The sequence below is a fragment of the Streptomyces sp. NPDC047017 genome (genome assembly GCF_040644175.1).
Taxonomy (GTDB): Bacteria; Actinomycetota; Actinomycetes; order Streptomycetales; family Streptomycetaceae; genus Streptomyces.
This window is the reverse complement of record NZ_JBEYVW010000028.1, coordinates 29,401-50,440: the sequence shown is the minus strand read 5'-3', so window position 1 is coordinate 50,440 and position 21,040 is coordinate 29,401. Positions and strand designations below refer to the sequence as shown.

The 21,040-nt window shown below is 74.0% G+C and carries 22 protein-coding genes and 1 tRNA gene; 14 read left to right on the top strand and 9 right to left on the bottom strand.

Translation table 11 applies throughout. The annotated features are described in order from the left end of the window. Positions 1-22 precede the first annotated feature (22 nt). Complete coding sequence (corA, locus tag ABZ858_RS34190; RefSeq protein WP_361387795.1) at positions 23-1,024, top strand: magnesium/cobalt transporter CorA; 1,002 nt, start codon at positions 23-25, stop codon at positions 1,022-1,024. Positions 1,025-1,241: 217 nt separating this feature from the next. Here corA and ABZ858_RS34185 read toward each other — a convergent pair whose 3' ends face one another. Next, positions 1,242-2,297 carry an LLM class F420-dependent oxidoreductase gene (locus tag ABZ858_RS34185; protein WP_361387792.1) on the bottom strand — a complete coding sequence of 352 codons (1,056 nt, stop codon included), beginning with the start codon at positions 2,295-2,297 and terminating at the stop codon, positions 1,242-1,244. A 211-nt stretch (positions 2,298-2,508) separates the two neighbouring features. On the opposite strand from ABZ858_RS34185, the gene ABZ858_RS34180 reads away from it, so the two are divergent. Beyond that, the gene (locus ABZ858_RS34180) at positions 2,509-3,492 is read left to right on the top strand and encodes an aldo/keto reductase (RefSeq protein WP_361387789.1); all 984 of its coding nucleotides are present in this window, start codon (positions 2,509-2,511) and stop codon (positions 3,490-3,492) included. Continuing rightward, positions 3,489-5,981, top strand: a complete 2,493-nt coding sequence (locus ABZ858_RS34175; protein WP_361387786.1) for a helix-hairpin-helix domain-containing protein — start codon at positions 3,489-3,491, stop codon at positions 5,979-5,981. Before ABZ858_RS34180 ends, ABZ858_RS34175 begins: the two co-directional genes overlap by 4 nt. 157 nt (positions 5,982-6,138) lie before the next feature. Here the strand turns inward: ABZ858_RS34175 and ABZ858_RS34170 are convergent, their stop codons facing one another. Continuing rightward, positions 6,139-6,918, bottom strand: coding sequence for a hypothetical protein (locus ABZ858_RS34170; RefSeq protein ID WP_361387783.1), 780 nt, complete (start codon positions 6,916-6,918; stop codon positions 6,139-6,141). 47 nt (positions 6,919-6,965) lie between these two features. On the opposite strand from ABZ858_RS34170, the gene ABZ858_RS34165 reads away from it, so the two are divergent. After that, on the top strand, positions 6,966-7,154 hold the full coding sequence (locus tag ABZ858_RS34165; RefSeq protein WP_361387780.1) for a DUF5703 family protein: 189 nt from the start codon (positions 6,966-6,968) through the stop codon (positions 7,152-7,154). Positions 7,155-7,342: 188 nt separating this feature from the next. On the opposite strand, the gene ABZ858_RS34160 is transcribed toward ABZ858_RS34165, so the two are convergent. The 3 genes from ABZ858_RS34160 to ABZ858_RS34150 form a co-directional block, all read right to left on the bottom strand. Next, positions 7,343-8,245, bottom strand: coding sequence for a chaplin family protein (locus ABZ858_RS34160; RefSeq protein WP_361387777.1), 903 nt, complete (start codon positions 8,243-8,245; stop codon positions 7,343-7,345). 190 nt (positions 8,246-8,435) lie between these two features. Further along, positions 8,436-8,669: a chaplin ChpH gene (gene chpH / locus ABZ858_RS34155; RefSeq protein ID WP_361387774.1), complete on the bottom strand. Its 234-nt coding sequence runs from the start codon at positions 8,667-8,669 to the stop codon at positions 8,436-8,438. Positions 8,670-8,850: 181 nt separating this feature from the next. Further along, complete coding sequence (locus ABZ858_RS34150) at positions 8,851-10,176, bottom strand: M20/M25/M40 family metallo-hydrolase (RefSeq protein ID WP_361387771.1); 1,326 nt, start codon at positions 10,174-10,176, stop codon at positions 8,851-8,853. Positions 10,177-10,391: 215 nt separating this feature from the next. On the opposite strand from ABZ858_RS34150, the gene ABZ858_RS34145 reads away from it, so the two are divergent. Continuing rightward, positions 10,392-10,479 (top strand) — tRNA-Leu (locus ABZ858_RS34145). Between the two features lie 53 nt (positions 10,480-10,532). Here the strand turns inward: ABZ858_RS34145 and ABZ858_RS34140 are convergent. Beyond that, complete coding sequence (locus ABZ858_RS34140; protein ID WP_361387861.1) at positions 10,533-11,849, bottom strand: phosphoribosyltransferase family protein; 1,317 nt, start codon at positions 11,847-11,849, stop codon at positions 10,533-10,535. Positions 11,850-11,905: 56 nt separating this feature from the next. Then, positions 11,906-12,217 (bottom strand): dsRBD fold-containing protein, encoded by a 312-nt coding sequence (locus ABZ858_RS34135; RefSeq protein ID WP_361387768.1) that lies wholly within the window; start codon positions 12,215-12,217, stop codon positions 11,906-11,908. A 106-nt stretch (positions 12,218-12,323) separates the two neighbouring features. Between ABZ858_RS34135 and ABZ858_RS34130 the strand changes: the two genes are divergently transcribed. Beyond that, a complete protein-coding gene (locus ABZ858_RS34130) occupies positions 12,324-12,698 on the top strand; it encodes a YchJ family protein (RefSeq protein ID WP_361387765.1) in 375 nt (124 codons plus the stop codon). A 148-nt stretch (positions 12,699-12,846) separates the two neighbouring features. Here the strand turns inward: ABZ858_RS34130 and ABZ858_RS34125 are convergent, their stop codons facing one another. Beyond that, positions 12,847-13,548 carry an FCD domain-containing protein gene (locus ABZ858_RS34125; protein ID WP_361387762.1) on the bottom strand — a complete coding sequence of 234 codons (702 nt, stop codon included), beginning with the start codon at positions 13,546-13,548 and terminating at the stop codon, positions 12,847-12,849. A 143-nt stretch (positions 13,549-13,691) separates the two neighbouring features. Here ABZ858_RS34125 and ABZ858_RS34120 point away from each other — a divergent pair, with 143 nt between their 5' ends. From ABZ858_RS34120 to ABZ858_RS34095, 6 genes are all read left to right on the top strand, one after another. Next, positions 13,692-14,204, top strand: coding sequence for a gluconokinase (locus ABZ858_RS34120; protein WP_361387759.1), 513 nt, complete (start codon positions 13,692-13,694; stop codon positions 14,202-14,204). 143 nt (positions 14,205-14,347) lie between these two features. Beyond that, positions 14,348-15,745, top strand: coding sequence for a gluconate:H+ symporter (locus ABZ858_RS34115; protein ID WP_361387756.1), 1,398 nt, complete (start codon positions 14,348-14,350; stop codon positions 15,743-15,745). A gap of 305 nt (positions 15,746-16,050) precedes the next feature. Next, positions 16,051-16,962, top strand: coding sequence for a DMT family transporter (locus ABZ858_RS34110; protein WP_361387753.1), 912 nt, complete (start codon positions 16,051-16,053; stop codon positions 16,960-16,962). Between the two features lie 40 nt (positions 16,963-17,002). Continuing rightward, positions 17,003-17,518, top strand: a complete 516-nt coding sequence (locus ABZ858_RS34105) for an NUDIX domain-containing protein (RefSeq protein ID WP_361387750.1) — start codon at positions 17,003-17,005, stop codon at positions 17,516-17,518. Positions 17,519-17,566: 48 nt separating this feature from the next. Continuing rightward, entirely contained in the window at positions 17,567-17,959 is a 393-nt protein-coding gene (locus ABZ858_RS34100) for a DUF202 domain-containing protein (protein ID WP_361387747.1), read from the top strand. 23 nt (positions 17,960-17,982) lie between these two features. Next, positions 17,983-18,333 (top strand): DUF202 domain-containing protein, encoded by a 351-nt coding sequence (locus tag ABZ858_RS34095; RefSeq protein WP_361387859.1) that lies wholly within the window; start codon positions 17,983-17,985, stop codon positions 18,331-18,333. A 184-nt stretch (positions 18,334-18,517) separates the two neighbouring features. On the opposite strand, the gene ABZ858_RS34090 is transcribed toward ABZ858_RS34095, so the two are convergent. Further along, positions 18,518-19,459: an NADP-dependent oxidoreductase gene (locus tag ABZ858_RS34090; protein WP_361387744.1), complete on the bottom strand. Its 942-nt coding sequence runs from the start codon at positions 19,457-19,459 to the stop codon at positions 18,518-18,520. 110 nt (positions 19,460-19,569) lie between these two features. Here ABZ858_RS34090 and ABZ858_RS34085 point away from each other — a divergent pair, with 110 nt between their 5' ends. Together ABZ858_RS34085 and ABZ858_RS34080 are read left to right on the top strand one after the other, a co-directional pair. Next, a complete protein-coding gene (locus ABZ858_RS34085; RefSeq protein WP_361387741.1) occupies positions 19,570-19,857 on the top strand; it encodes a hypothetical protein in 288 nt (95 codons plus the stop codon). Positions 19,858-20,004: 147 nt separating this feature from the next. Then, entirely contained in the window at positions 20,005-21,039 is a 1,035-nt protein-coding gene (locus ABZ858_RS34080) for a phosphotransferase family protein (RefSeq protein ID WP_361387738.1), read from the top strand. Position 21,040: the final 1 nt, after the last annotated feature.

Genomic DNA, 21,040 nt, shown 5'->3' with positions numbered 1-21,040 from the left:
GGGCGAAAGGAGAACACACTCTGTGATCGTCGACTGTGGTATCTACCGCGACGGCCACCGCACCGAGGGCCCGGAGGACTTCTCCGACGCCCTGGCCGAGGCGCGGGCGGCCGGCGGTTTCGTGTGGGTGGGGCTGCACGAACCGTCCCCGGACGAGTTCGAGCTGGTCAGCCAGGAGTTCGCGCTGCACGCGCTGGCGGTGGAGGACGCGCTGAAGGCGCACCAGCGGCCCAAGCTGGAGGTCTACGACGACTCGCTGTTCATGGTCCTGAAGCCGGTGGTGTACGAGCCGCACAGCGATGCCGTCTCGACCGGTGAGATCATGATCTTCCTGGGTGACTCGTTCGTGGTCACTGTCCGTCACGGTGAGGGTGACGGGCTCGCCGCCGTGCGGCACCGGCTAGAGCAGGAGCCGGAGATGCTCGGCAAGGGCCCGACCGCGGTGCTGTACGCGATCGCCGACTCGGTCGTCGACCACTATCTGGACGTGGCGACCGAACTGCAGACGGACCTGGAGGAGCTGGAGGCGGAGGTCTTCTCCCCCGACCGGGGCGGCTCGCGGCACACCGCCTCCCGGATCTACAACTTCAAGCGCCAGATCACCGAGTTCCGGCGGGCGACGGGCCCGCTGGCGGTGCCGATGTCCCGCCTGGGCGGCACCGGGGTGGGCGCGTTCACCGCGACCGTGCCCTTCGTGGACGACAAGGCGCGCCCCTTCTTCCGGGACGTCAGCGACCACCTCACCCGCGTCAACGAGTCCGTGGAGGGCCTGGACCGGCTGGTCTCGGACATCCTGTCGGCGCATCTGGCGCAGACCAGCGTCCAGCAGAACGACGACATGCGGAAGATCTCCGCGTGGGCGGCCATGGCAGCGATCCCGACGATGATCGCCGGGATCTACGGCATGAACTTCGAGCACATGCCCGAGCTGCACTGGGTCTGGTCGTACCCGGTGGTGATCGCGGTGATGGCCGTGCTGGAGGTGCTGCTGTACCGGTTGTTCAAGCAGCGGGGGTGGCTGTAGGCGCCGGGGGAGCTGGCGGTCGGGCGTGGCGGACCGGTGTACGCGTGGAGCGGGGGCGCCCGGGCGTACGCGTGTGGCGCGCAGGGCGTAACCGGGCGCGCTCCGGTGCGTTGTCCTGGGTGACGGCCGTGGCGGGGAGGACCCCGAGCCCCCACCACGGCCGCGGAAATCCCCCCTCGCCCCGGCGGGCGCGGTCGTCGCCCGGCGGGGGCGGCGGTCAGGCCAGTCCGGCGCGCTCCAGGGCCTCGGTGCCGGCGCGGAGCGCGGCGAGGCGCTCGTCCAGGGTGAAGCCGGCGGGGGCCAGGGTGAGCGTGGTGACGCCGGCCGCCGCGTACGCCTTCATCCGGTCCGCGATCCGGTCGACGGAGCCGAGCAGCGTGGTCTGGTCGATCAGCTGCTGCGGTACGGCCGCGGCGGCGCCCTGCTTGTCGCCGGACAGGTACGTGTCCTGGATCTCGGCGGCTTCCTTCTCGTAGCCCATGCGGCGGGCGAGCTGGTTGTAGAAGTTCTGCTTGCGACTGCCCATGCCGCCGACGTACAGGGCGGTGTAGGGGCGGAAGGTGTCGGCGAGGGCGGCCACGTCCTTGTCGTCGCCGAGGGCGAGCGGCACGGTCGGGCAGATGTCGAAGCCGTCCAGGGTCAGGCCGGCCTTCTCGCGGCCGGCGCGCAGGTGCCCGATCGCGGTCTCCTCCAGGTGGTCGGCGGAGGGGAAGATGAGCAGCGCGCCGTCAGCGATCTCGCCGGTCTGCTCCAGGTTCTTCGGGCCGATGGCGGCGATGTAGAGCGGGATGTGCTCGCGCTGCGGGTGCACGGTCAGCTTGATCGGCTTGCCGGGGCCACCGGGCAGCGGCAGCGTCCAGTGCGTGCCCTCGTACGACAGCCGCTCGCGGGTCATCGCCTTGCGCACGATCTCGACGTACTCGCGGGTGCGGGCCAGCGGCTTGTCGAACTTGACGCCGTACCAGCCCTCGGAGACCTGCGGCCCCGAGACGCCGAGGCCGAGGCGGAACCGGCCGCCGGACAGCGAGTCGAGGGTGGCGGCCGTCATCGCCGTCATCGCCGGCTGGCGGGCCGGGATCTGGAAGATGGCCGAGCCGACGTCGATGCGCTCGGTCTGGGCGGCGACCCAGGTGAGCACGGTGGCCGCGTCCGAGCCGTACGCCTCCGCCGCCCAGCAGACGGCGTAGCCGAGACGGTCCGCCTCCTGCGCGACGGCCAGATTGTCCCCGTCCATCCCGGCACCCCAGTAACCGAGGTTGATCCCGAGCCGCATGCCGCATCCCCTTACCGATCAGTAACGTGCTCTGTGCGGGAGACCCTAGCGCGCGGCCGGGGAATACGGCAGGTCGCGGCCGGTGTGACGGCCGCCTCGCGGAGGGCGCGCGGAGGGGCGCGCGGACGGGGCTGTGGACGGTCCGCGGGCAGGTCGGCGGGTTGTCCACAGGGTCACCACGGGGCGTCACCGGCCAGTAATCTCGGCGTTCATGGAGCAGAGGCATCTCGGCCGTACGGGCCTGCGCGTGTCCCGCATCGGCCTCGGCACCCTCACCTGGGGCCGGGACACCGACGAGCACGACGCCGCGGACATGCTGAAGGCGTTCTGGGACGCGGGCGGCACCCTCGTCGACACGGCCGACGTGTACGGGGACGGGGAGGCCGAATACCTGCTGGGACGGCTGACGGACGGTCTTGTGCCCCGCCGTGACCTGGTCATCTCCACGAAGGCGGGCGGCGTGGCCGACCCCGACCGCCGGGTCGACGCCTCCCGCGGTCATCTGCTGGCGGCCCTGGACGCCTCGCTCGCCCGGCTCGGCACGGACTACATCGACGTCTGGCACGTGCACGCCTACGACCCGCACACCCCGCTGGAGGAGACCCTGCACACCCTCGACCTGGCCGTGAGCAGCGGCCGGGTGCGGTATGCGGGGGTGGCCGACTACTGCGGCTGGCAGCTGGCCAGAGCCGGGACCTGGCAGCTCGCGGCGCCGGGCGCGCGGACCCCGCTGGCGAGCACCCAGCTGGAGTACTCGCTGCTGCAACGGGGCGTCGAGCGCGAGGTGCTGCCCGCCGCGCTGGACCTGGGCATCGGTCTGCTGCCGTCCTCGCCGCTGGGCCGGGGCGTGCTGACCGGCAAGTACCGCAACGGGACGCCGCCGGACTCGCGGGGCGGCTCGGAGCACCTGGCGGCGTTCGTCGAGCCGTATCTCGACGACACCGCGCGCCGCATCGTGGACGCGGTGGCGACGGCCGCGGACGGGCTGGCCGTGACCCCGCTCCAGGTCGCCCTCGCCTGGGTCCGGGACCGGCCCGGCGTGGCCGCCCCGATCGTCGGCGCGCGCACCGCGCGGCAGCTCACGGCGGCGTTGTCAGTGGAGGCGCTTAGTCTTCCTGACGAGATCTGCCGGGCGCTCGACGATGTGTCGGCGCCCGTGCACCGCTATCCCGATCACGACTGGAGCACGCTGTGAGCACGGAGCCGGAGACCACGGAGAAAGCCGGGCCGGGTACGCCGGACAGCACGGCGGGGGGGCCGGCGCAGGCCGGTCCGGCGGAGGAGGGAGCCGCCACGCCCCCGGGCCACGCGGCCGACACCGTCCCGGCGGACGCCGTCGGGGACGACTCGGCGGACGAGGGCGCGGCGGGCGGCGAGGGCGGTGACGCCGCGGCCGGGGAGGCCGGTCCCGAGGGGGACGCGGGCAGCGCCGATCCCGATGCCGGCGGCGATGTCGGCGCCGGTGCGGCGGGTGGGAACGGCCCGGACGGCGACGAGGCGGCGGGTGGCACCGCGGGCGAGGGCGCGGCGGAGGGGGCCGCCGGGTTGTCCGAGGCCGCGGCCGAGCTTGCCGCGCAGCGGGTCGAGCGGGAGCGGATCGAGCGGCGGAAGACGGAGAAGGGAACGCCGATCGCGAGCGGGACCAAGCTCAGCGGCAAGGCGGCCGACCTGCTGGCGGCGGTGCGGGCCGTGGAGAGCGGCGAGAAGCCCGCGGCCACCGTCTTCGCCGAGCCGGAGCCCGAGCCCGTACGGCGCAGGCCCGCCCCGGAGCCCGCGCGGCGCCCGGGGCCCGTGACGGCCGAGGCGGCCGCCGTGCCCGCCGCGCCCGCCACCGAGTCCGTCGAGGCCGTACGCCGGGTGCTGGGCGAGGGCGGCGCGCCCGACGCGCTCGCCCTCCCGGTCGCGGCGGCCCTCGGTGAGGGCGCGCCGGAGCGGCTGCGCGCCGATCCCTGGCAGTTGGTCCATGTTCCCGGGGTCCGGCCCGAGCAGGCCGACGGCTTCGCGCGGGCCCTGCTCGGCGCGGACTGCGGGCCCGCCGACGAGCGGCGCGGACGGGCCTTCGCCGGCTGGCTGCTGGAGCAGGCGGCACTGGCCGGGCATACGGCCCTGGAGGCGCCGGCGCTGACCGCCGCCCTGGCCCAGCGCGGGGTGCCCGACCCGGACGCGGTCCTGCAGAGCACGCTCGCGGAGGGCGAGGCCCTGGTGTTCCAGGACGCCCTGGAGGAGCCGGGCGCCCCGGCCGCCGCCGAGGGGGACGCCGAGGACGGGGAGGAGGAGCGCCCGGTACGGATCCTCGTGGGCCTGGAGCGGTACGCGCTCGCCGAGGAGAGCCTCGCGGACGGGCTGGCCCGGCTGGTCAACTCCGTGCCGAAGCAGGACGGCCCGGCCGAGGGCTGGGAGCGGGCGGCCGCCGCCGCCCCGGGGTCCGCCGCCGAGCTGATCCGCGCGGTCGCGGGCCATGCCCTGGTGCTGCACAGCGGCGGGGAGGCCTCCCGTGCCGAACCGGCGCGGCTGCTGCGCGTGGCGCACGGTCTCGGGCTGCGCGCCTGGGCCGCCGTGCACAGCCCGCTCGGCCGGGAGGGCCTGACCGAACTCCTGCGGCGGCGCCCCGAAGAAGGGGGCGGCCCCGCCGAGAGCCCCGGTCCTGACGGTTCTGACAGCCCTGACGGCGCTCCTGACAGCCCGGACGGTCCCTTCGTCGTCACGACGGCCGGGCTGCTGTCCGGTGCCGAGGGGCCGGGCCGGGACGCGGACGGGATGTTCGCCCTGGATCTCCTCGTGGTGCTCGACGCCCCCCAGTTGGACGTGGAGAGCGCGGCCCTGCTGGTGGAGTCGCTGCCGGACGGTGCCCGGCTCGTGCTGGCCGGGGACCCGGCGGTGCTGTGGTCCGTGGGTCCCGGACGCGTCTTCGCGGATCTGCTGGCGGCGCGGGCGTGCCCGCACGTGGCCTCCCGGGTGCCGGACCCCGGGCCGCTGGGCGAGCTGGTCTCGGGCATCGGCGTGGGCGAGCTGAATCAGGTGGCGGCGCCCGGCAAGGAGGTCGTGATCGTCCCGGTGCGGGACGCCGGCGAGGCCGTGCACCGGACGGTGCAGCTCGTCGCGGACTCGGTGCCCCGGGCGATCGGTGTCCCGGCCGAGCAGACCGTGGTGATCACTCCCGGGCACGGCGGTGCGGCGGGTACCCGCGCGCTCAACGCGGCGCTCAAGGAACGGCTCAATCCGGGCCCCGGCCGCTTCGGCGGCTTCGACCCGGGCGACCGGATCGTGTACTCCCCCGCCCCGGGCCGTGCGCTGCCCGGTCAGGTGGTGAAGGCCGACGCGGAGGGGCTGCACCTGTCGTGCTCGGGCGCCCCCGTGGTCGTAGCGAAGGAGCAGGTCGAGGGCCGGGTGCGGCACGGGTGGGCGCTGACCGCGCATCAGGCCGCGGGCGCCCGCTGGCCCGCGGCGGTCGTGGTGCTGCCCGGCGACGCGGCCGGGGCGCTCAGCCGGGCCTGGATCTACACCGCGTTCGGCCGGGCGATCCGTCATCTGTCCGTGGTGCACGGTGTGGAGCAGGCGCTGCCCCGGGCCGTGGCGGAGGTGCCGCCGAAGCCCCGCACGACCCGCCTGCCGGCCCTGCTGGGCCCCCAGACGCAGGCGCAGACTCAGGCGCCGGCCCAGGCGCGAGCGCGGGCGGAGGACTGACGGCGGGTCCGGGCGGCGGGCCCGGACCTGGGGCGCGGGCGGCGGGCCCGGACACGTGGCCCCGGCGGGCGGCAGGCGGCGGGTCCGGACGTGGCCGCGGCGGGCGGGCGGGCGGCGGCTCCGCCGCCCGGGCCTCTCACCGTCCGCCGCGCCTGCGCTAGCGGTCCCTGCGGTCCAGCGGCTCCAGGTCCTCCTCGTCGAGGCCGGTGCCCAGCTCCTCCTCGTCGAACTCGGCGCCGAGTTCGTCCGCGTCCTCGGTGTCCTCGGTGTCGTCGCCGTCCGCGTCCTCCGCGTCGCCGTCCTCGCCGTCCTCGCCGTCCTCCTCGTCTTCGTCGTCGAAGACCGCGCTGACGTCGAAGCGGCAGACCACTGCCTGCGGATCGACCTGCTCGAACGGCGACTCCAGCCAGTCGCCCGGGTCGGCGGGCTCGTCCGAGGCCGTGACCCAGAGCGTGGAGTCGCCCTCCTCCAGGCCGAACTCCTTGTGCCGGGAGGCGATCTCGTCCGGTTCGAACTCACCGAACAGGACACCGAGCGCTCCGTGCACCGTGCCGGAGACGCCGTCGCCGATACCCGCGCCGGTCTCGGCGTCCGCGGCCTCCACGCGCTGGGCCTGGGCCAGCAGCCGCCGCTGGTCGGCCACGGCGTAGTCGCGGCGGATCAGCACGCTGATCGCGTTCGGCTCCTCGGGGCCCGTGTACGGCGGCAGCGCGTCGTCACCGGGGATCTCGAAGGGCGTGACCTCGTCGTAGCGGTCGTAGAGCAGTTCGTCGTACGCCTCCGCCGCCGCGGCCAGCTGGTTGAACGCCTCGTAGACGGCCGGGTCGTCGTCCCCCGACCTGCGTTCGACCGCCGCCAGGTGACGGTCGAGCGCGGTCTTGACCGCCTCGGCGGCGGCGCGTACCTCGGCAGCGGTGGGCTGCGCAGCATCAGACATAGTGCAGACGCTATCCGTACCGGGCCCCAGCCCGCACAATAGATGCGATGCCGGAATACGAATTTGTCGACGTGTTCGTCCCGCGCGGGGTCTCCCGCAACGAGACGGCACGCCTGCTGACGGACCACGCCGAGTACGGACACTGGGAGTTGTACCGCCTGAGCCTGATGCGCGACGGCAGCCGCAGGGTGCGGCTGCGCCGGCGGATCATCCGCCAGGTACGCGCCACCTGGTGAGCTGAGGCGGCCGGACCACCCGGCCGGATCACCGGCCGAACCCCCAGTGGGCCCCGCGCATGCGGGGCCCACTGTGACATGCTCACGCCTTCATGTTCATACGGCCCACCATGCGGCCCGAGCGACGCACGCGCCTCACTGCCGCACGTGCCGCACGGGCCTCACGTGCCGCACGGGCCTCCCACGCCTCACGCCGAGGCGCGTGCCCTCCGGAACAGCATCGCGCCCGCCAGCAGCGCGCCCGCGCCGACCGGCAGGGCGAGCCCCATCGGCAGGTCGCTGCCGGTGTGGGCGAGCTGCGCCCCGCTGCCCGGCTTGGTGACGGTCTGCGTGCCGGGGTGGTTGACGTGCACCGGCCCGCCGGGCGTCTTGCCGCCGGTGGAGGGCGGCGTGGTGGGGTGGCCGGGCGTGCCGGGGTTACCGGGCTGTCCCGGCGTCCCCGGATTGCCGGGGTTACCGGGCTGCCCCGGTGTACCCGGGTTGCCGGGGTGGCCCGGCTGTCCCGGATTGCCGGGCTGGCCCGGGTGACCGGGGTGGCCGGGCTGGCCCGGGTGGCCCGGCTGTCCCGGGTGGCCCGGCTGGCCCGGGTGGCCGGGCGGGTTGCCGTGGCCGCCGCCCGGCGGGTTGTGGCCCCCGCCCGAACCGCCCTGGTTGGCGCAGTGGTTGCCCAGCGCCGGATTGCCCACGCCGACCACGTCGACGCTGTTGCCGCAGACGTTCACCGGCACGTCGACCGGGACCTGGACCTGGTTGCCCGAGCCCACGCCGGGCGAGCCGCCGGTGTGCCCACCGGCGTGCGCGCCCCCCGGTCCGCGGTGGCCGCCGTGTCCGGAGCCGCCGCTGCCGCCGCCGTGGTTGGCGCAGGTGTTGCCGGCCGCCGGGTTGAGCACCCCGACGACGTTGACGGTGTTGCCGCAGACGTTCACGGGCACGTGCACCGGCACCTGCACCGTGTTGCCGGACAGCACGCCCGGCGAGCCCGCGGCGACACCGCCCGCGCCCGCGTCGGCGTACGCGGCGCCGCTCGCGGCGGCGATCACGCCGGTGGCCGCGGCCACGGTCATCAGGCCCTTGCGGGTGACCTGTCGCATGTTGCTGAATCCCTGCCTTCGTCCTTCTGGAACCTTCCGGAACGCGCACCCCTGCCGGCGGGAACCCGCCGGTCCGGGCGCGCGGAAAAGCCGGTCGGCCCCGGAGCGCATGGCGCGCGCTCCGGGGCCGACGGGTTCAGACCCCCACGGAGGCGATGGCCTCAGACCCGCACGGGGCGGGGGCCCGACGTCACTTGTTGACGCAGGTGTTGCCGAAGGCGGGGTTCAGCAGCCCGATCACCGAGATCGTGTTGCCGCAGATGTTCACCGGGACGTGCACGGGCACCTGGATGACGTTGCCGGAGACGACGCCCGGGGACTGCACGGCGGCACCCTGGGCGCCGGAGTCGGCGGCGGCCAGGCCCGCGCCCGCGAGGACGAGTCCACCGGTGGCGACCGCGGCAGCGACGACCTTCTTGATCATTATTCCTCCTAGTTGGCAAAAGCGATCCCGTGTTGCTGATCGCATTACCTGTAACGAGGAGGGAGTGATGGAGCTACGAGCTTATGGTCGCATTCACCCTTCCCGGTAACGCCCGTACACGCGGCCGATTACCGAGGTCAACCGGGCGATGACCGGCGCCGGGACGCGGCGGCGACCGCTGTCACGACGCGTCGATGAACCGGTCCAGCACCCGCACGCCGAACTTGAGGCCGTCCACCGGCACCCGCTCGTCCACGCCGTGGAACATGCCCGCGAAGTCCAGCTCCGGCGGCAGCTTCAGCGGGACGAAGCCGAAGCCCCGGATGCCCAGGTCGTCGAAGGACTTGGCGTCGGTGCCGCCGGAGAGCATGTACGGGACGGCCTTGGCGGCCGGGTCCTCGGCCAGCAGCGCGGACTGCATCGCCGCCACCAGTTCCCCGTCGAAGGTGGTCTCCACGGCCTTGTCGGAGTGCACGTCCTCGCGCTTGACCCGGGGGCCGAGGATCCGGTCGAGGTCGGCCAGGAACTCCTCCTCGTGGCCCGGCAGGAAGCGCCCGTCGACGTGGGCGGTGGCCTCGCCCGGGATGACGTTCACCTTGTAGCCGGCGCCCAGCTGCGTGGGGTTGGCGGTGTTGCTCAGGGTCGCGCCGATGAGCTTGGCGATACCGCCGAGCCTGGCGAGGGTGCCCTGCATGTTCTCCGGGTCCAGCTCGGTGCCGAGCGCGTCGCCGAGTTCGTCGAGGAAGGCCCGGGTGGTCTTGGTCACCCGCACCGGGAACTCGTGCCGGCCGAGCCGGGCGACGGCGGCCGACAGCTCGGTGATCGCGTTGTCCCGGTGGATCATCGAACCGTGGCCCGCCGTGCCGGCCACGGTCAGCTTCATCCAGTGCATGCCCTTCTCGGCCGTCTGGATCAGATAGAGCCGGCGCTGCTCGCTGACCGTGAAGGAGAAGCCGCCGACCTCGCTGATCGCCTCCGTGACGCCCTCGAACAGGTCGGGGTGCCGGTCCACCAGGAACCGCGCCCCGTAAGTACCGCCGGCCTCCTCGTCGGCGAGGAAGGCGAGCACGATGTCCCGGGGCGGCCTGCGGCCGCTGCGCAGCCGGTCGCGCACGACCGCCAGGGTCATCGCGTCCATGTCCTTCATGTCGACCGCGCCGCGGCCCCACACGCACCCGTCCGCGACCTCGCCCGAGAAGGGGTGGTGGGTCCAGTCGTCGGCGTTGGCCGGTACGACGTCGGTGTGGCCGTGGATGAGCAGCGCGGGCCGCGACGGGTCCTCGCCCTCGATGCGGGCCACGGTGGAGGCGCGGCCGGGGTGCGACTCGAAGATCTTCGGGTCGAGACCCACCTCGGCGAGCTTCTCCGCGACGTACTCGGCGGCCTTGCGCTCGCCCGGCCCCGAGTGGTCGCCGTAGTTGCTGGTGTCGATCTGGATCAGCTCACGGCAGAGGTCGACGACCTCGTCCTCGCCGGTGACGCGCCCGGCCGTCTCCGTCTCGCTCACGCTGCTTCCTCCCGCTGGGTGCTGGTGGCCCACCTCGTGTGCCGGTGGTCCGTTCATCCTCCCTCCCCGCCCGGCCCCGCCCCAAGACGGGCCGCGGCCCGTCACACTCCGTTCACGCCGGGGCGCTGCGCGGACGGGGGGTGATCGGACACCCTCGAAAGCCTGGTAATGTTTACGTCGTCGCCGCGAGGGGAAACCCGCACGGCACACACCCTGTCCGGGTGGCGGAATGGCAGACGCGCTAGCTTGAGGTGCTAGTGCCCTTTATCGGGCGTGGGGGTTCAAGTCCCCCCTCGGACACCAGCTGAGACCCCAGTTGATCTGGGGTCTTTCGCGTTTCAGGGCGCCGGGGTCTCTCACGGCGGCGGAGGCGGGGCGGCGTTCGCGGGCATGTGGGTCGTGAACCAGTCGCGGGCCAGTTCCGTCACCGTCTCCAGGGTGCCGGGTTCCTCGAACAGGTGGGTTGCGCCGGGGACGACGGTGAGCCGGTTCTCGCAGGTCAGTTGGGACTGGGCCTGGCGGTTGAGGTCGAGTACGGCGTGGTCGGCGCCGCCGACGACCAGCAGGGTGGGGGCGGTCACCGCGGCCAGCGCGGGGCCCGCGAGGTCGGGGCGGCCGCCGCGTGAGACGACGGCGGCGAGGTGTGTGCCGGGTTCGGCCGCGGTGCGCAGGGCGGCGGCCGCCCCGGTGCTGGCGCCGAAGCAGCCGACGGCGAGGCCGTGTGCCTCGGGCCGCTCGCGCAGCCGGGCGACGGCGGCGGTCAGGCGGGTGGCGAGCAGGGCGGTGTCGAAGACGTTGGCCCGGTCGTCCGCCTCCTCCTCGGTGAGCAGGTCGAACAGCAGGGTGCCGAGTCCGGCGCGGTGCAGTCCGGCGGCGACGAACCGGTTGCGCGGGCTGTGCCGGCCGCTTCCGCTGCCGTGTGCGAAGACCACGATGCCTGGTGCCCCGGCGGGCACGGTCAGGCGTCCGGCGAGGCGTACGGCACCGGCGGCCACCGTCACCTCCTCGTCCACGCCGACCGGCTCGCGGTCCTCCGCGGCAGCCGGTGCGCGCCGCAGGAAGGCGGTCACGTCCTCGTCGTCGAGCTGGGCGAAGTCGTCGTAGAACTGGCCGACCGCGAAGAAGCCGGGCGGGGTGGCGAGGCTGACCAGTTCGTCGGCCTCGCCGGCGAGCCGGCGGGTCCAGTCCGGGGGCGCGACGGGCACGGCCAGCACGGTGCGGGCCGCTCCCCTGGCCCGGACCGCGCGGCACGCGGCCCGGGCGGTGGAGCCGGTGGCCACGCCATCGTCGACCAGGACGACGGTGCGTCCGGCGACGGCGACGGGCGGGCGGCCGCCCCGGTAGCGCGTGGCCCTGCGGTCCAGCTCCCGGCGTTCGCGCTCCTCCACGCGGGCCAGTTCGCGGGGGCGTACGCCCGTCTCGCGGACCACCGTGTCGTCGATCACGCGCACGCCGTCCTCGCCGACGGCCCCCATGGCCAGCTCGGGCTGGGCGGGCACCCCCAGTTTCCGTACCAGGCACAGGTCCAGGGGCGCGCCGAGGGCCGCCGCGACCTGCGCCGCTACCGGGACGCCGCCGCGGGGCAGGGCGAGGACGACGACGTCCGGGCCGGCCAGGTGCGTGAGGCGGGTGCCGAGCCGCCGGCCCGCTTCGAGACGGTCGGTGAAGAGCACCGCGGCGCCTTCTCTCACTCCGGTCCCCCTCGGTCGCTCCGGGGTCCCACTCGGTCTCACTCCTGCGGCGGCCAGAGCGGGACGGGCGGGTCCGCCTCGGGCGCGCCCACCGCCCTGATGTCGCCCTGCGCGGCGCGCACCAGCTCGCGGCCGAGGGCGATCAGCGCCCGGCCGGCGGCGAGTTCGTCGCCGATGTCGGGCACCGTCGGGTCGTGCGGGCTGCGGCGGGCCTCCGCGCAGGTCTCCAGCACGTTGTCACCGGTGTCCAGGACGATCCGGGCGGTGGTGTCCGGGTCGTGCTCGGACAGGTACAGGTTGAGCCGCCACTCCTTGACGGCCCAGGGCCGGCTCTCGACGGGTCGCGTCATCTGCGTCTCCCCTCGGCTGCGGTGGGACGCCCTGTGTCCACCCCTTCCACTGTGCCTCGTCGGCGCGCGTGCCGCGCGGGGCCGGGACGCGGGCAGAATGGGGGCCATGACCACGCGTTCCTGCCCGTGCGGGCTGCCCGAGCCGTACGAGTCGTGCTGCGGCCGCTACCACCGCGGCCCGGCCGCCGCGCCCAGCGCCGAGGCGCTGATGCGCTCGCGCTACAGCGCCTTCGTCCGGCAGGACGCGGGGTACCTGCTGCGCACCTGGCACCCGCGGACCCGGCCGGAGCGGCTGGACCTGGACGCGGGGACACGCTGGACGGGCCTGGAGATCCTGGGCACCACGGACGGCTCCGCCTTCCACCGCACCGGGACCGTGACGTTCCGGGCGTCCTACCGGGGCGGATCGCTGCACGAGCGCAGCCGGTTCGAGCGGGTGGACGGGGCGTGGGTGTACGTGGACGGGGACTTCCTGGCGTAGACGACCATGGCCCCACGGCCCCACGGCCCCATGGCCCCATGGCCCCATGGCCCCATGGCGCTACGGCGCTACGGCGCTACGGCGCTACGGCGCTACGGCGCTACGGCGCTACGGCGCTACGGCGCTACGGCGCTACGGCGCTACGGCGCTACGGCGCCAGGATGTCCAGTTCCTGGAGCGCGCCGACGGTGATCTCCCGGGTCAGCCGCTCGGCGCGTTCGGCGTCGCGCTCGCGGACGGCCTCGGCGACCTGGACATGGAGGGTGACGGCGGCCGGGTCGGGGTCCTCGAACATGACCTCGTGATGGGTGCGGCCGGTCAGCACCTCGGCGACCACGTCTCCGAGGCGGGCGAACATCTCGTTGCCCGAGGCGGTCAGGATCACGCGGTGGAAGGCCATGTCGTGGAAGAGGTACCCCTCCAGGCGGTGGCCGCGTGAGTGGGCCACCATGCCGAGGGCGCACTCGGTGAGTTCGGCGCACTGCTCGGCGGTGGCGTACCGGGCGGCCAGTCCCGCGGCGGCCGGTTCGACCGCGGAGCGCAGCACGGTCAGAGAGCGCAGCTGGCGCGGGCGGTCGGCGCCGGCCAGGCGCCAGCGGATGACCTGCGGGTCGTAGACGTTCCACTCGTTCTGCGGGAGCACGGTGACGCCGACCCGGCGGCGGGAGGCGACCAGGTGCATGGATTCCAGGACCCGGACCGCCTCGCGCATCACGGATCGCGACACGTCGAAACGCTGTGCCAGTTCGTCGGTGCGCAGCACGCTGCCCGGAGGGTACTCGCCGGCCGTGATGGCGGGGCCGAGGGAGTCCAGTACGCGGCCGTGCAGCCCCCTGCCCGGTGTGCTCATGCACTCAGCGTACGGGGTGGATCACGGAACTAAAAAGTCAGACTTATACATCACAGGCTCTTGAATTCGTCGTACCTAATGGGTTTCAGTGTGGCGTACGCCGGATGTCGGCGTCCGATGTCGAGGAAGACAGCGAGGCAGTCATGCGCACCCCCCACGTCGTCGTGGTGATGGGCGTCGCCGGCACGGGCAAGACCACGATCGGTCCCCTGCTCGCGGCCCGGCTCGGCGTCCCGTACGCCGAGGGCGACGACTTCCATCCGCAGGCCAACATCGACAAGATGTCGGCCGGGTCCCCGCTCGACGACGCCGACCGCCTGCCCTGGCTGGACGCCATCGGTGCCTGGGCGCACGGGCGGGCCGGACTCGGCGGGGTGGTGAGCAGCTCGGCGCTGAAGCGGTCGTACCGCGACCGGCTCAGGGCGGCGGCCCCCGGCGTGGTCTTCGTGCACCTGACGGGTGACCGGAAGCTCATCGAGGACCGGATGGCGCACCGCCAGGGGCACTTCATGCCGACCGCGCTGCTGGACTCGCAGTTCGCCACGCTCCAGCCGCTCCAGGCGGACGAGCGGGGCGTCGCCGTGGACGTCTCCGGCTCCCCGGAGGAGATCGCCGCGCGTGCCGCGGCCGCGCTGGACACCCTCGCGGTCGCCTGACCGCCCCGCCCCGCGTAGGGCTCCCCCGCGGTCGCCTGACCGCTCGCCCCGCGTACGGCTCCCCCACGGTCGCCTGACCGCCCGCCTCGCGTACGGCTCCCCCACACCACCACCGTCCCTCTTCACCCTCAAGGGAATCCCCCGTGACCAGACTCAGCGTCGAGATGCTGGCAGCGGACGCGCCCCCGCCGATCACTTCGGCCGGCCACGCCCAGCTGGGCATCGCCGTCCTGGCGGGCATCGCCGTCATCGTCCTGCTCATCACCCGGTTCAAGCTGCACGCCTTCCTGTCGCTGACCATCGGGTCACTGGTGCTCGGCACGGTCGCCGGGGCACCCCTGGACAAGGCGATCGCCGGCTTCACCGCCGGGCTGGGCTCGACGGTGGCCGGTGTGGGCGTGCTGATCGCGCTGGGCGCGGTCCTCGGCAAGCTGCTCGCCGACTCCGGCGGCGCGGACGAGGTCGTGGACACGATCCTGGCGAAGGCCAAGGGCCGGGCGATGCCGTGGGCGATGGTGCTGATCGCCTCCGTGATCGGGCTGCCGCTGTTCTTCGAGGTCGGCATCGTGCTGCTGATCCCGGTGGTGCTGATGGTCGCCAAGCGCGGCAACTACTCCCTGATGCGCATCGGCATCCCGGCGCTGGCCGGTCTGTCCGTGATGCACGGCCTGATCCCGCCGCACCCCGGCCCGCTGGTCGCGATCGACGCGCTCAAGGCCAACCTGGGCGTGACGCTGGCGCTGGGCCTCGTGGTCGCGATCCCCTCCGTGATCATCGCCGGTCCGCTGTTCTCGAAGGTCGCGGCCCGCTGGGTGGACGTGCCCGCCCCGGACCGCATGCTGCCGCAGCGCGCCTCCGAGCAGCTGGAGCGCCGCCCGAGCTTCGCCGCCGCGCTGTCCACGGTGCTGCTGCCGGTGGTGCTGATGCTGGCCAAGGCGCTGGTGGACATCGTCGTGGACGACCCGGCGGACCGGACCCAGCGCGTCTTCGACGTGATCGGCTCCCCGCTGATCGCCCTGCTGGCCGCCGTGATCGTCGGCATCTTCACGCTGGGCCGGCCCGCCGGGTTCAGCAAGGAGCGGATCAACGCCACCGTCGAGAAGGGCCTCATGCCCATCGCGGGCGTCATGCTCATCGTCGGCGCGGGCGGCGGCTTCAAGCAGACGCTGATCGACTGCGGGGTGGGCCAGATGATCCTGGACATCTCCAAGAGCTGGTCGGTCCCCGCGGTGCTGCTGGCCTGGCTGATCGCGGTGGTGATCCGGCTCGCGACCGGTTCGGCGACCGTGGCGACCGTCTCGGCGGCCGGCCTGGTCGCCCCGCTGGCGGCCGACATGTCGACCACCCACACCGCGCTGCTGGTCCTCGCGGTCGGCGCCGGCTCGCTCTTCTTCAGCCATGTCAACGACGCCGGTTTCTGGCTGGTGAAGGAGTACTTCGGGCTGAGCGTCGGGCAGACGGTCAAGACCTGGTCGCTCATGGAGACGATCCTGTCCGTGGTGGCCGGCGGCCTGGTCCTCGTGCTGTCCCTCATCCTGTAGGGGGCCGGAATCCTGTAGGGGGCGAGGCGGGGGGCAACTCACCTTTTCCTTATGGTGCTTGCCCTGGCGTGTACGGCCCGTCCTGGCTGCCTCGCGCGGCCGGGAAGCTGGGTCCGGCTCACCCGTGCGGCGTACGCCGGTGCGCGCTGCTCACGAGCCGGGCGGGCCGCCCGTACGGCCGGGCCGTCACCCTGCCGCGCCGGGGGCCGGGGCCGCGTCGGCCGCCCGATTCCCGGGTACTCGCACCGGCAGACGGCGCTCCGGGCCGCTAGAGTCGGCCCTTACGCACCCCGTGGCCCGACCGGATGATCGAGGTACGCAGCGTGTCGGTTCTGGTTCTGACTCTCGCCGTGAGTGCCGCCTGTTGCCTGGGCTTCGGTTTCGTCCTCCAGCAGAACGCGGCCCAGCGGGCACCGCTGAGCGACTTCCTCTCGCCCCGGCTGCTGCTCGACCTGATGAAGGTGCCGCGCTGGCTCGGCGGGCTCGCCCTGATGATCGCCGGCATGGTACTGGGCGCCGTCGCGCTCGGCCGGGGCGAGATCTCCCTGGTGGAACCGCTGCTGGCGACGAACCTGCTGTTCGCCCTGGCCCTGTCCCGCAGACAGACCCGGCAGCCGCTGGGCCGGCAGGGCTGGCTGGGGCTGGCGCTGCTGGCGGGCGGCGTCACCGCGTTCATCCTGGCGGGCCAGCCGCGCGCGGGCAGCGCGGTCACCGACCCGCTGCGGCACTGGCTGATCATCGGGACCATGGTCGGCGTGGCCCTGGTGCTGACCACCTACGCCAAGCGGTCCCGGCTGAGCTGGGGCCCGGTGCTGCTGGCGGTGGCCGCCGGGCTGCTGTACGGCGTGCAGGACGCGCTGACCCGGGTGAGCGGGGAGCGGTTCTCGGCGGGCGGCTGGGGCGGGCTGTTCACCAGCTGGCAGCCGTACAGCCTGGTGGTCATCGGGGTGACCGGGCTGATCCTGGTGCAGAGCGCGTTCGAGACGGCGCCGCTGCGCATGTCGCTGCCCGCGCTCACCGCGGCCGAGCCGCTGGCCGGGATCGCCTGCGGGGTGGGCTTCCTCGGCGACCGGCTGCGTACCGACGTCTCCGCGCTGACCTGGGAGGCGACGGGGCTGGCGGCGATCGTGGCGGGCATCGTCCTGCTCGGCCTGCACCCGGCGATGCCCTGCGGCGCGGCCGCCCCGGAGCCGCAGCGCAACCTCCAGGCCCGCTGACGCCCGCCCCGCGCGCCGGCGCGGCTGCTTTGATGGGGGCATGAGCGCTGCTGAGGAGATCCTCGACATCGTCGACGCCGAGGACCGCGTGGTGGGGCGGTCCCCGCGCGGTGAGGCCTACGCCCGGGGGCTGCGCCACCGCTGCGTCTTCATCGAGGCCCGTGACACCGCCGGACGCCTGTTCGTGCACCGGCGCACCGCGACGAAGCTGGTCTTCCCGTCCCGGTACGACATGTTCGTCGGCGGGGTCGTCGGGGCCGGCGAGAGCTACGACGACGCGGCCCTGCGCGAGGCCGAGGAGGAGCTGGGGGTGTCGGGGCTGCCCCGTCCCGAGTTCCTGTTCAAGTTCCTGTACGACGACGGGGCGGACCGCACCTGGTGGTCGGCGGTGTACCAGGTGCGCTGCGCGCTGCCGGTGCGGCCGCAGGTCGAGGAGGTCGCCTGGCACGACTTCCTCGCGCCCGAGGAGGTGGAACGGCGGCTGGGCGACTGGCCGTGGGTGCCGGACGGGCTGGCGGCGTACGAGCGGTTGAAGGCGTACCGGTCGACGGGGTGAGGCGGACCTCCGGTCCGGCGCCGGGCCTGCCCGGATAGGGTCCCTGGCGTGATCGACTTCGTGCGGAACGTCCGGCTGTGGTTCGCCCCCGAGGAGGTCAGGGCGGAGGGCAGCACCCCGGACTACCGTTTCTCCCTGGCCAACGAGCGGACCTTCCTGGCCTGGCTGCGCACCGCGCTGGCGCTGATCGGCGGCGGTTTCGCGGTGGACCAGTTCCTGCCGGGGCTGCCCTGGGCCTGGCGGGTCGGTCTGGCGCTCGCGCTGCTCGCCTCGGGCGTGCTGTCCGCGCTGCGCGCCGTCAACCACTGGGTGCGCTGTGAACGGGCGATGCGGCGCGGCGAGGACCTGCCGGTGTCGCGGTTCCCGGCCCTGCTGAGCCTGGTCGTCGCGGTCGTCGCGGTGGCGATGGTCGTGGTGGTGTTCGCGGGGCGGGCGGGATGAGCGCGACGGGGGCCTCGGACGGGATGAGCGCGGCGGGAGCGTCGGGCGGGGCGCGGGCGGCGGGCGGCCCTGTCCGGGACCCCGGGCTGCAGCCGGAGCGGACCCGGCTCGCCTGGCGGCGTACGACCCTGTCCGCCACGGTGGCCGCGGTGCTCGCGGTGAGGACGGCCCTGTACGGCGGCGCCACGGCCGCCGGGATCGCCGGGGGCGCGCTGTGCTGCGCGCTCTGGCTGGGCTTCCTGCTGGTCGCCCAGGCCCGCATCCGCGGCCTGGGCCGGTCGGCCGCCCCGCCCGCACTGAGTCCCCGGGCCGCCGCGGCGGCGGTGCTGTGCACGACGGCGCTGGCGGTGTGCGCGGCGGTGCTGGTCTTCTAGTACGGCGGTGGTGTTGGTCTTCTAGTACGGCGGTGGTGCTGGTCTTCTAGTACGGCGACGGTGCTGGTCTTCCAATACGGCGACAGTGCCGGTGTTCCAGTACGGCGACGGTGCCGGTGTTCCCGTACGGCGACACTGCTCGGGGTGCCAGGCCCCGGCCTTCTCCACCGGGCCCCGGCGCCCGCTACTCCCCCGGTTCCGCGTCCACCGTCACCACGATCTTCCCCTGGGTCCGCCCCTCCTGGCTCAGGCGTTGCGCGTCCGCCGCCCGTTCCAGCGGGAAGGTCCGCGCGACGTGCACGGACACCGCGCCCTGCTCGGCCAGCGCGGACAGCCGTGCCAGGTCCTCGGCGTCGGGGCGGACGAAGCAGTACCGGCCGCCGTACTCGGTGACGCGGGGGTCCGCGATGGAGGCGAGGCGGCCCTCCGGGGCGAGCAGGTGGGCCGAGAGCGCGGTCGTCTCGCCGCCGATCGTGTCGAACACGGCCGCCACGCCCTCGGGCGCGAGGCCGCGCACCCGTTCGGCCAGCCCCTCGCCGTAGGTGACGGGTTCGCCGCCCAGGGAGCGTACGTGGTCGTGGTGGTGTTCGCTCGCCGTGCCGATCACCCGGGCGCCCAGGTGCGCGGCGAGCTGGACGGCGAACGAGCCGACCCGGCCCGCGGCGGCGTGCACGAGGACGGTCTCGCCCCGCCTGACCTCCAGCGCCTTGACCAGCACCTGATAGGCGGTGAGTCCGGCCAGTGGCAGTCCGGCGGCCTGCGCGAAGGAGAGGTTGCGCGGCTTGCGGGCCAGGGTGCGCAGCGGGGCGGCGACGTACTCGGCGAAGGTGCCGCGGGAGAGGAAGTCCTCACGGACGTAGCCGATGACCTCGTCCCCGGGCGCGTACTCGGTGACGGCGGCGCCGGGCCGTTCCACCACCCCGGCGACGTCCCAGCCGGTGACCACCGGGAAGACGGGGTCGAGCAGGCCGTCGAGGTGACCCTCGCGGCACTTCCAGTCGACCGGGTTCACGGCCGCCGCGCGCACCCGCACCAGCACCGAGTCGGGGCCGACCTTGGGGTCGCGGACCTCGCCGTACTCCAGCACCTCGGGGCCGCCGTACCGGCGGTAGCTGATGCCCTTCATGCCACCGACCCTCGGGGGTACCGGGACGCCACGCAAGCAGAATGGGCGGATATGAGCCATTCGCGTGGCACGCTGTCCGTCGTCATCCGCCGACCCCGAAGGGGAGCACCATGACCACCGCGCACCACGAACACGCCGCGCACCCCCACACGCACGGCCCCGACTGCGGCCACGCGCGCGTGCCGCACGGCGACCACGTCGACTACGCGCACGACGGCCATCTGCACCGCGAGCACGCCGGGCACTGGGACGAGTGCGAGCCCGCCGGGCACACCGCGCACGAGGGCCACGACCACCAGCACGGCGAGAACTGCGGTCACGCGCGGGTACAGCACGGCGACCACGTCGACTACCTGCACGACGGGCACCGGCACGCCGGGCACTGGGACGACCACTGAGACCCCGGACCGCACGGCCCGGTGCCCGCTGGGGGAAGCGGCCGCCGTCGTGGCCCCGATCACGTTCCCGCTCCGCCTCTGGACGACATACCGACTAGTCAGCATGATGGTCGGGACCTGATGTCGTCTCGTTCCCAGGAGCGTTGGATGAGCCCCGACCACCCGCCCGGCCTCGACCTCGACCGGCTGCGCGGCCTGCTCGACCGCGAGCGGCCCGGGCTGACGCAGGGTCCCCTGTCCGGCCGGCTGATCGAGGGCGGGCGGTCCAATCTCACCTACGCCGTCACCGACGGAGCCGCCCGCTGGGTGGTGCGGCGGCCGCCGCTCGGCCATGTGCTGGCCACCGCGCACGACATGAAGCGCGAGCACCGGGTGATCAGCGCGCTGCACCCCACCCCCGTGCCGGTGCCGCGCCCGGTGCTGCTGTGCGAGGACGAGGAGGTGCTGGGGGCGCCCTTCTACGTCATGGAGTTCGTCGAGGGCACCCCGTACCGCACCGCCGCGCAGCTCGCCCCGCTGGGCCCGGAGCGCACCCGCGAGGTGGTGTTGTCGCTGGTGGACACCCTCGTCGGGCTGCACGCGGTGGACCCCGCCGCCGTGGGCCTGGCGGACTTCGGGCGGCCCGAGGGCTTCCTGGACCGGCAGCTGCGGCGCTGGGGCAAGCAACTGGACGCCTCGCGCAACCGCGACCTGCCCGGCGTCGACGAACTGCACGCCGCCCTGGGCCGCGCGCTGCCCGGCTCCCCGGCCCCCGCCGTGGTGCACGGCGACTACCGCCTGGACAACGTGCTGATCGGCCCGGACGACGGGATCAGGGCGGTCCTCGACTGGGAGATGTCCACGCTCGGCGACCCGCTGACCGACCTGGGCCTGCTGGTGATGTACTGCACGCCGCTGGACCTGCCCGACTCCCCGGTGTCCACCACCGCCACCGCGCCCGGGCACCCGGCGCCCGCCGAGCTGATCGAGCGGTACGCCGCGCGCTCGGGCCGCGAGGTGTCGGCCGTCGCCTGGTACACGGCGTTCGCCTGGTTCAAGCTCGCCGTGATCCTGGAGGGCATCCACTACCGGTACACGCTCGGCCAGACGGTCGGCGCCGGCTTCGACCGCATCGGCGATCTCGTCCCCGTCTTCATCGAGCACGGCCTGACCACGCTCCGCACCGGCATCCAGGAAGGCTGAC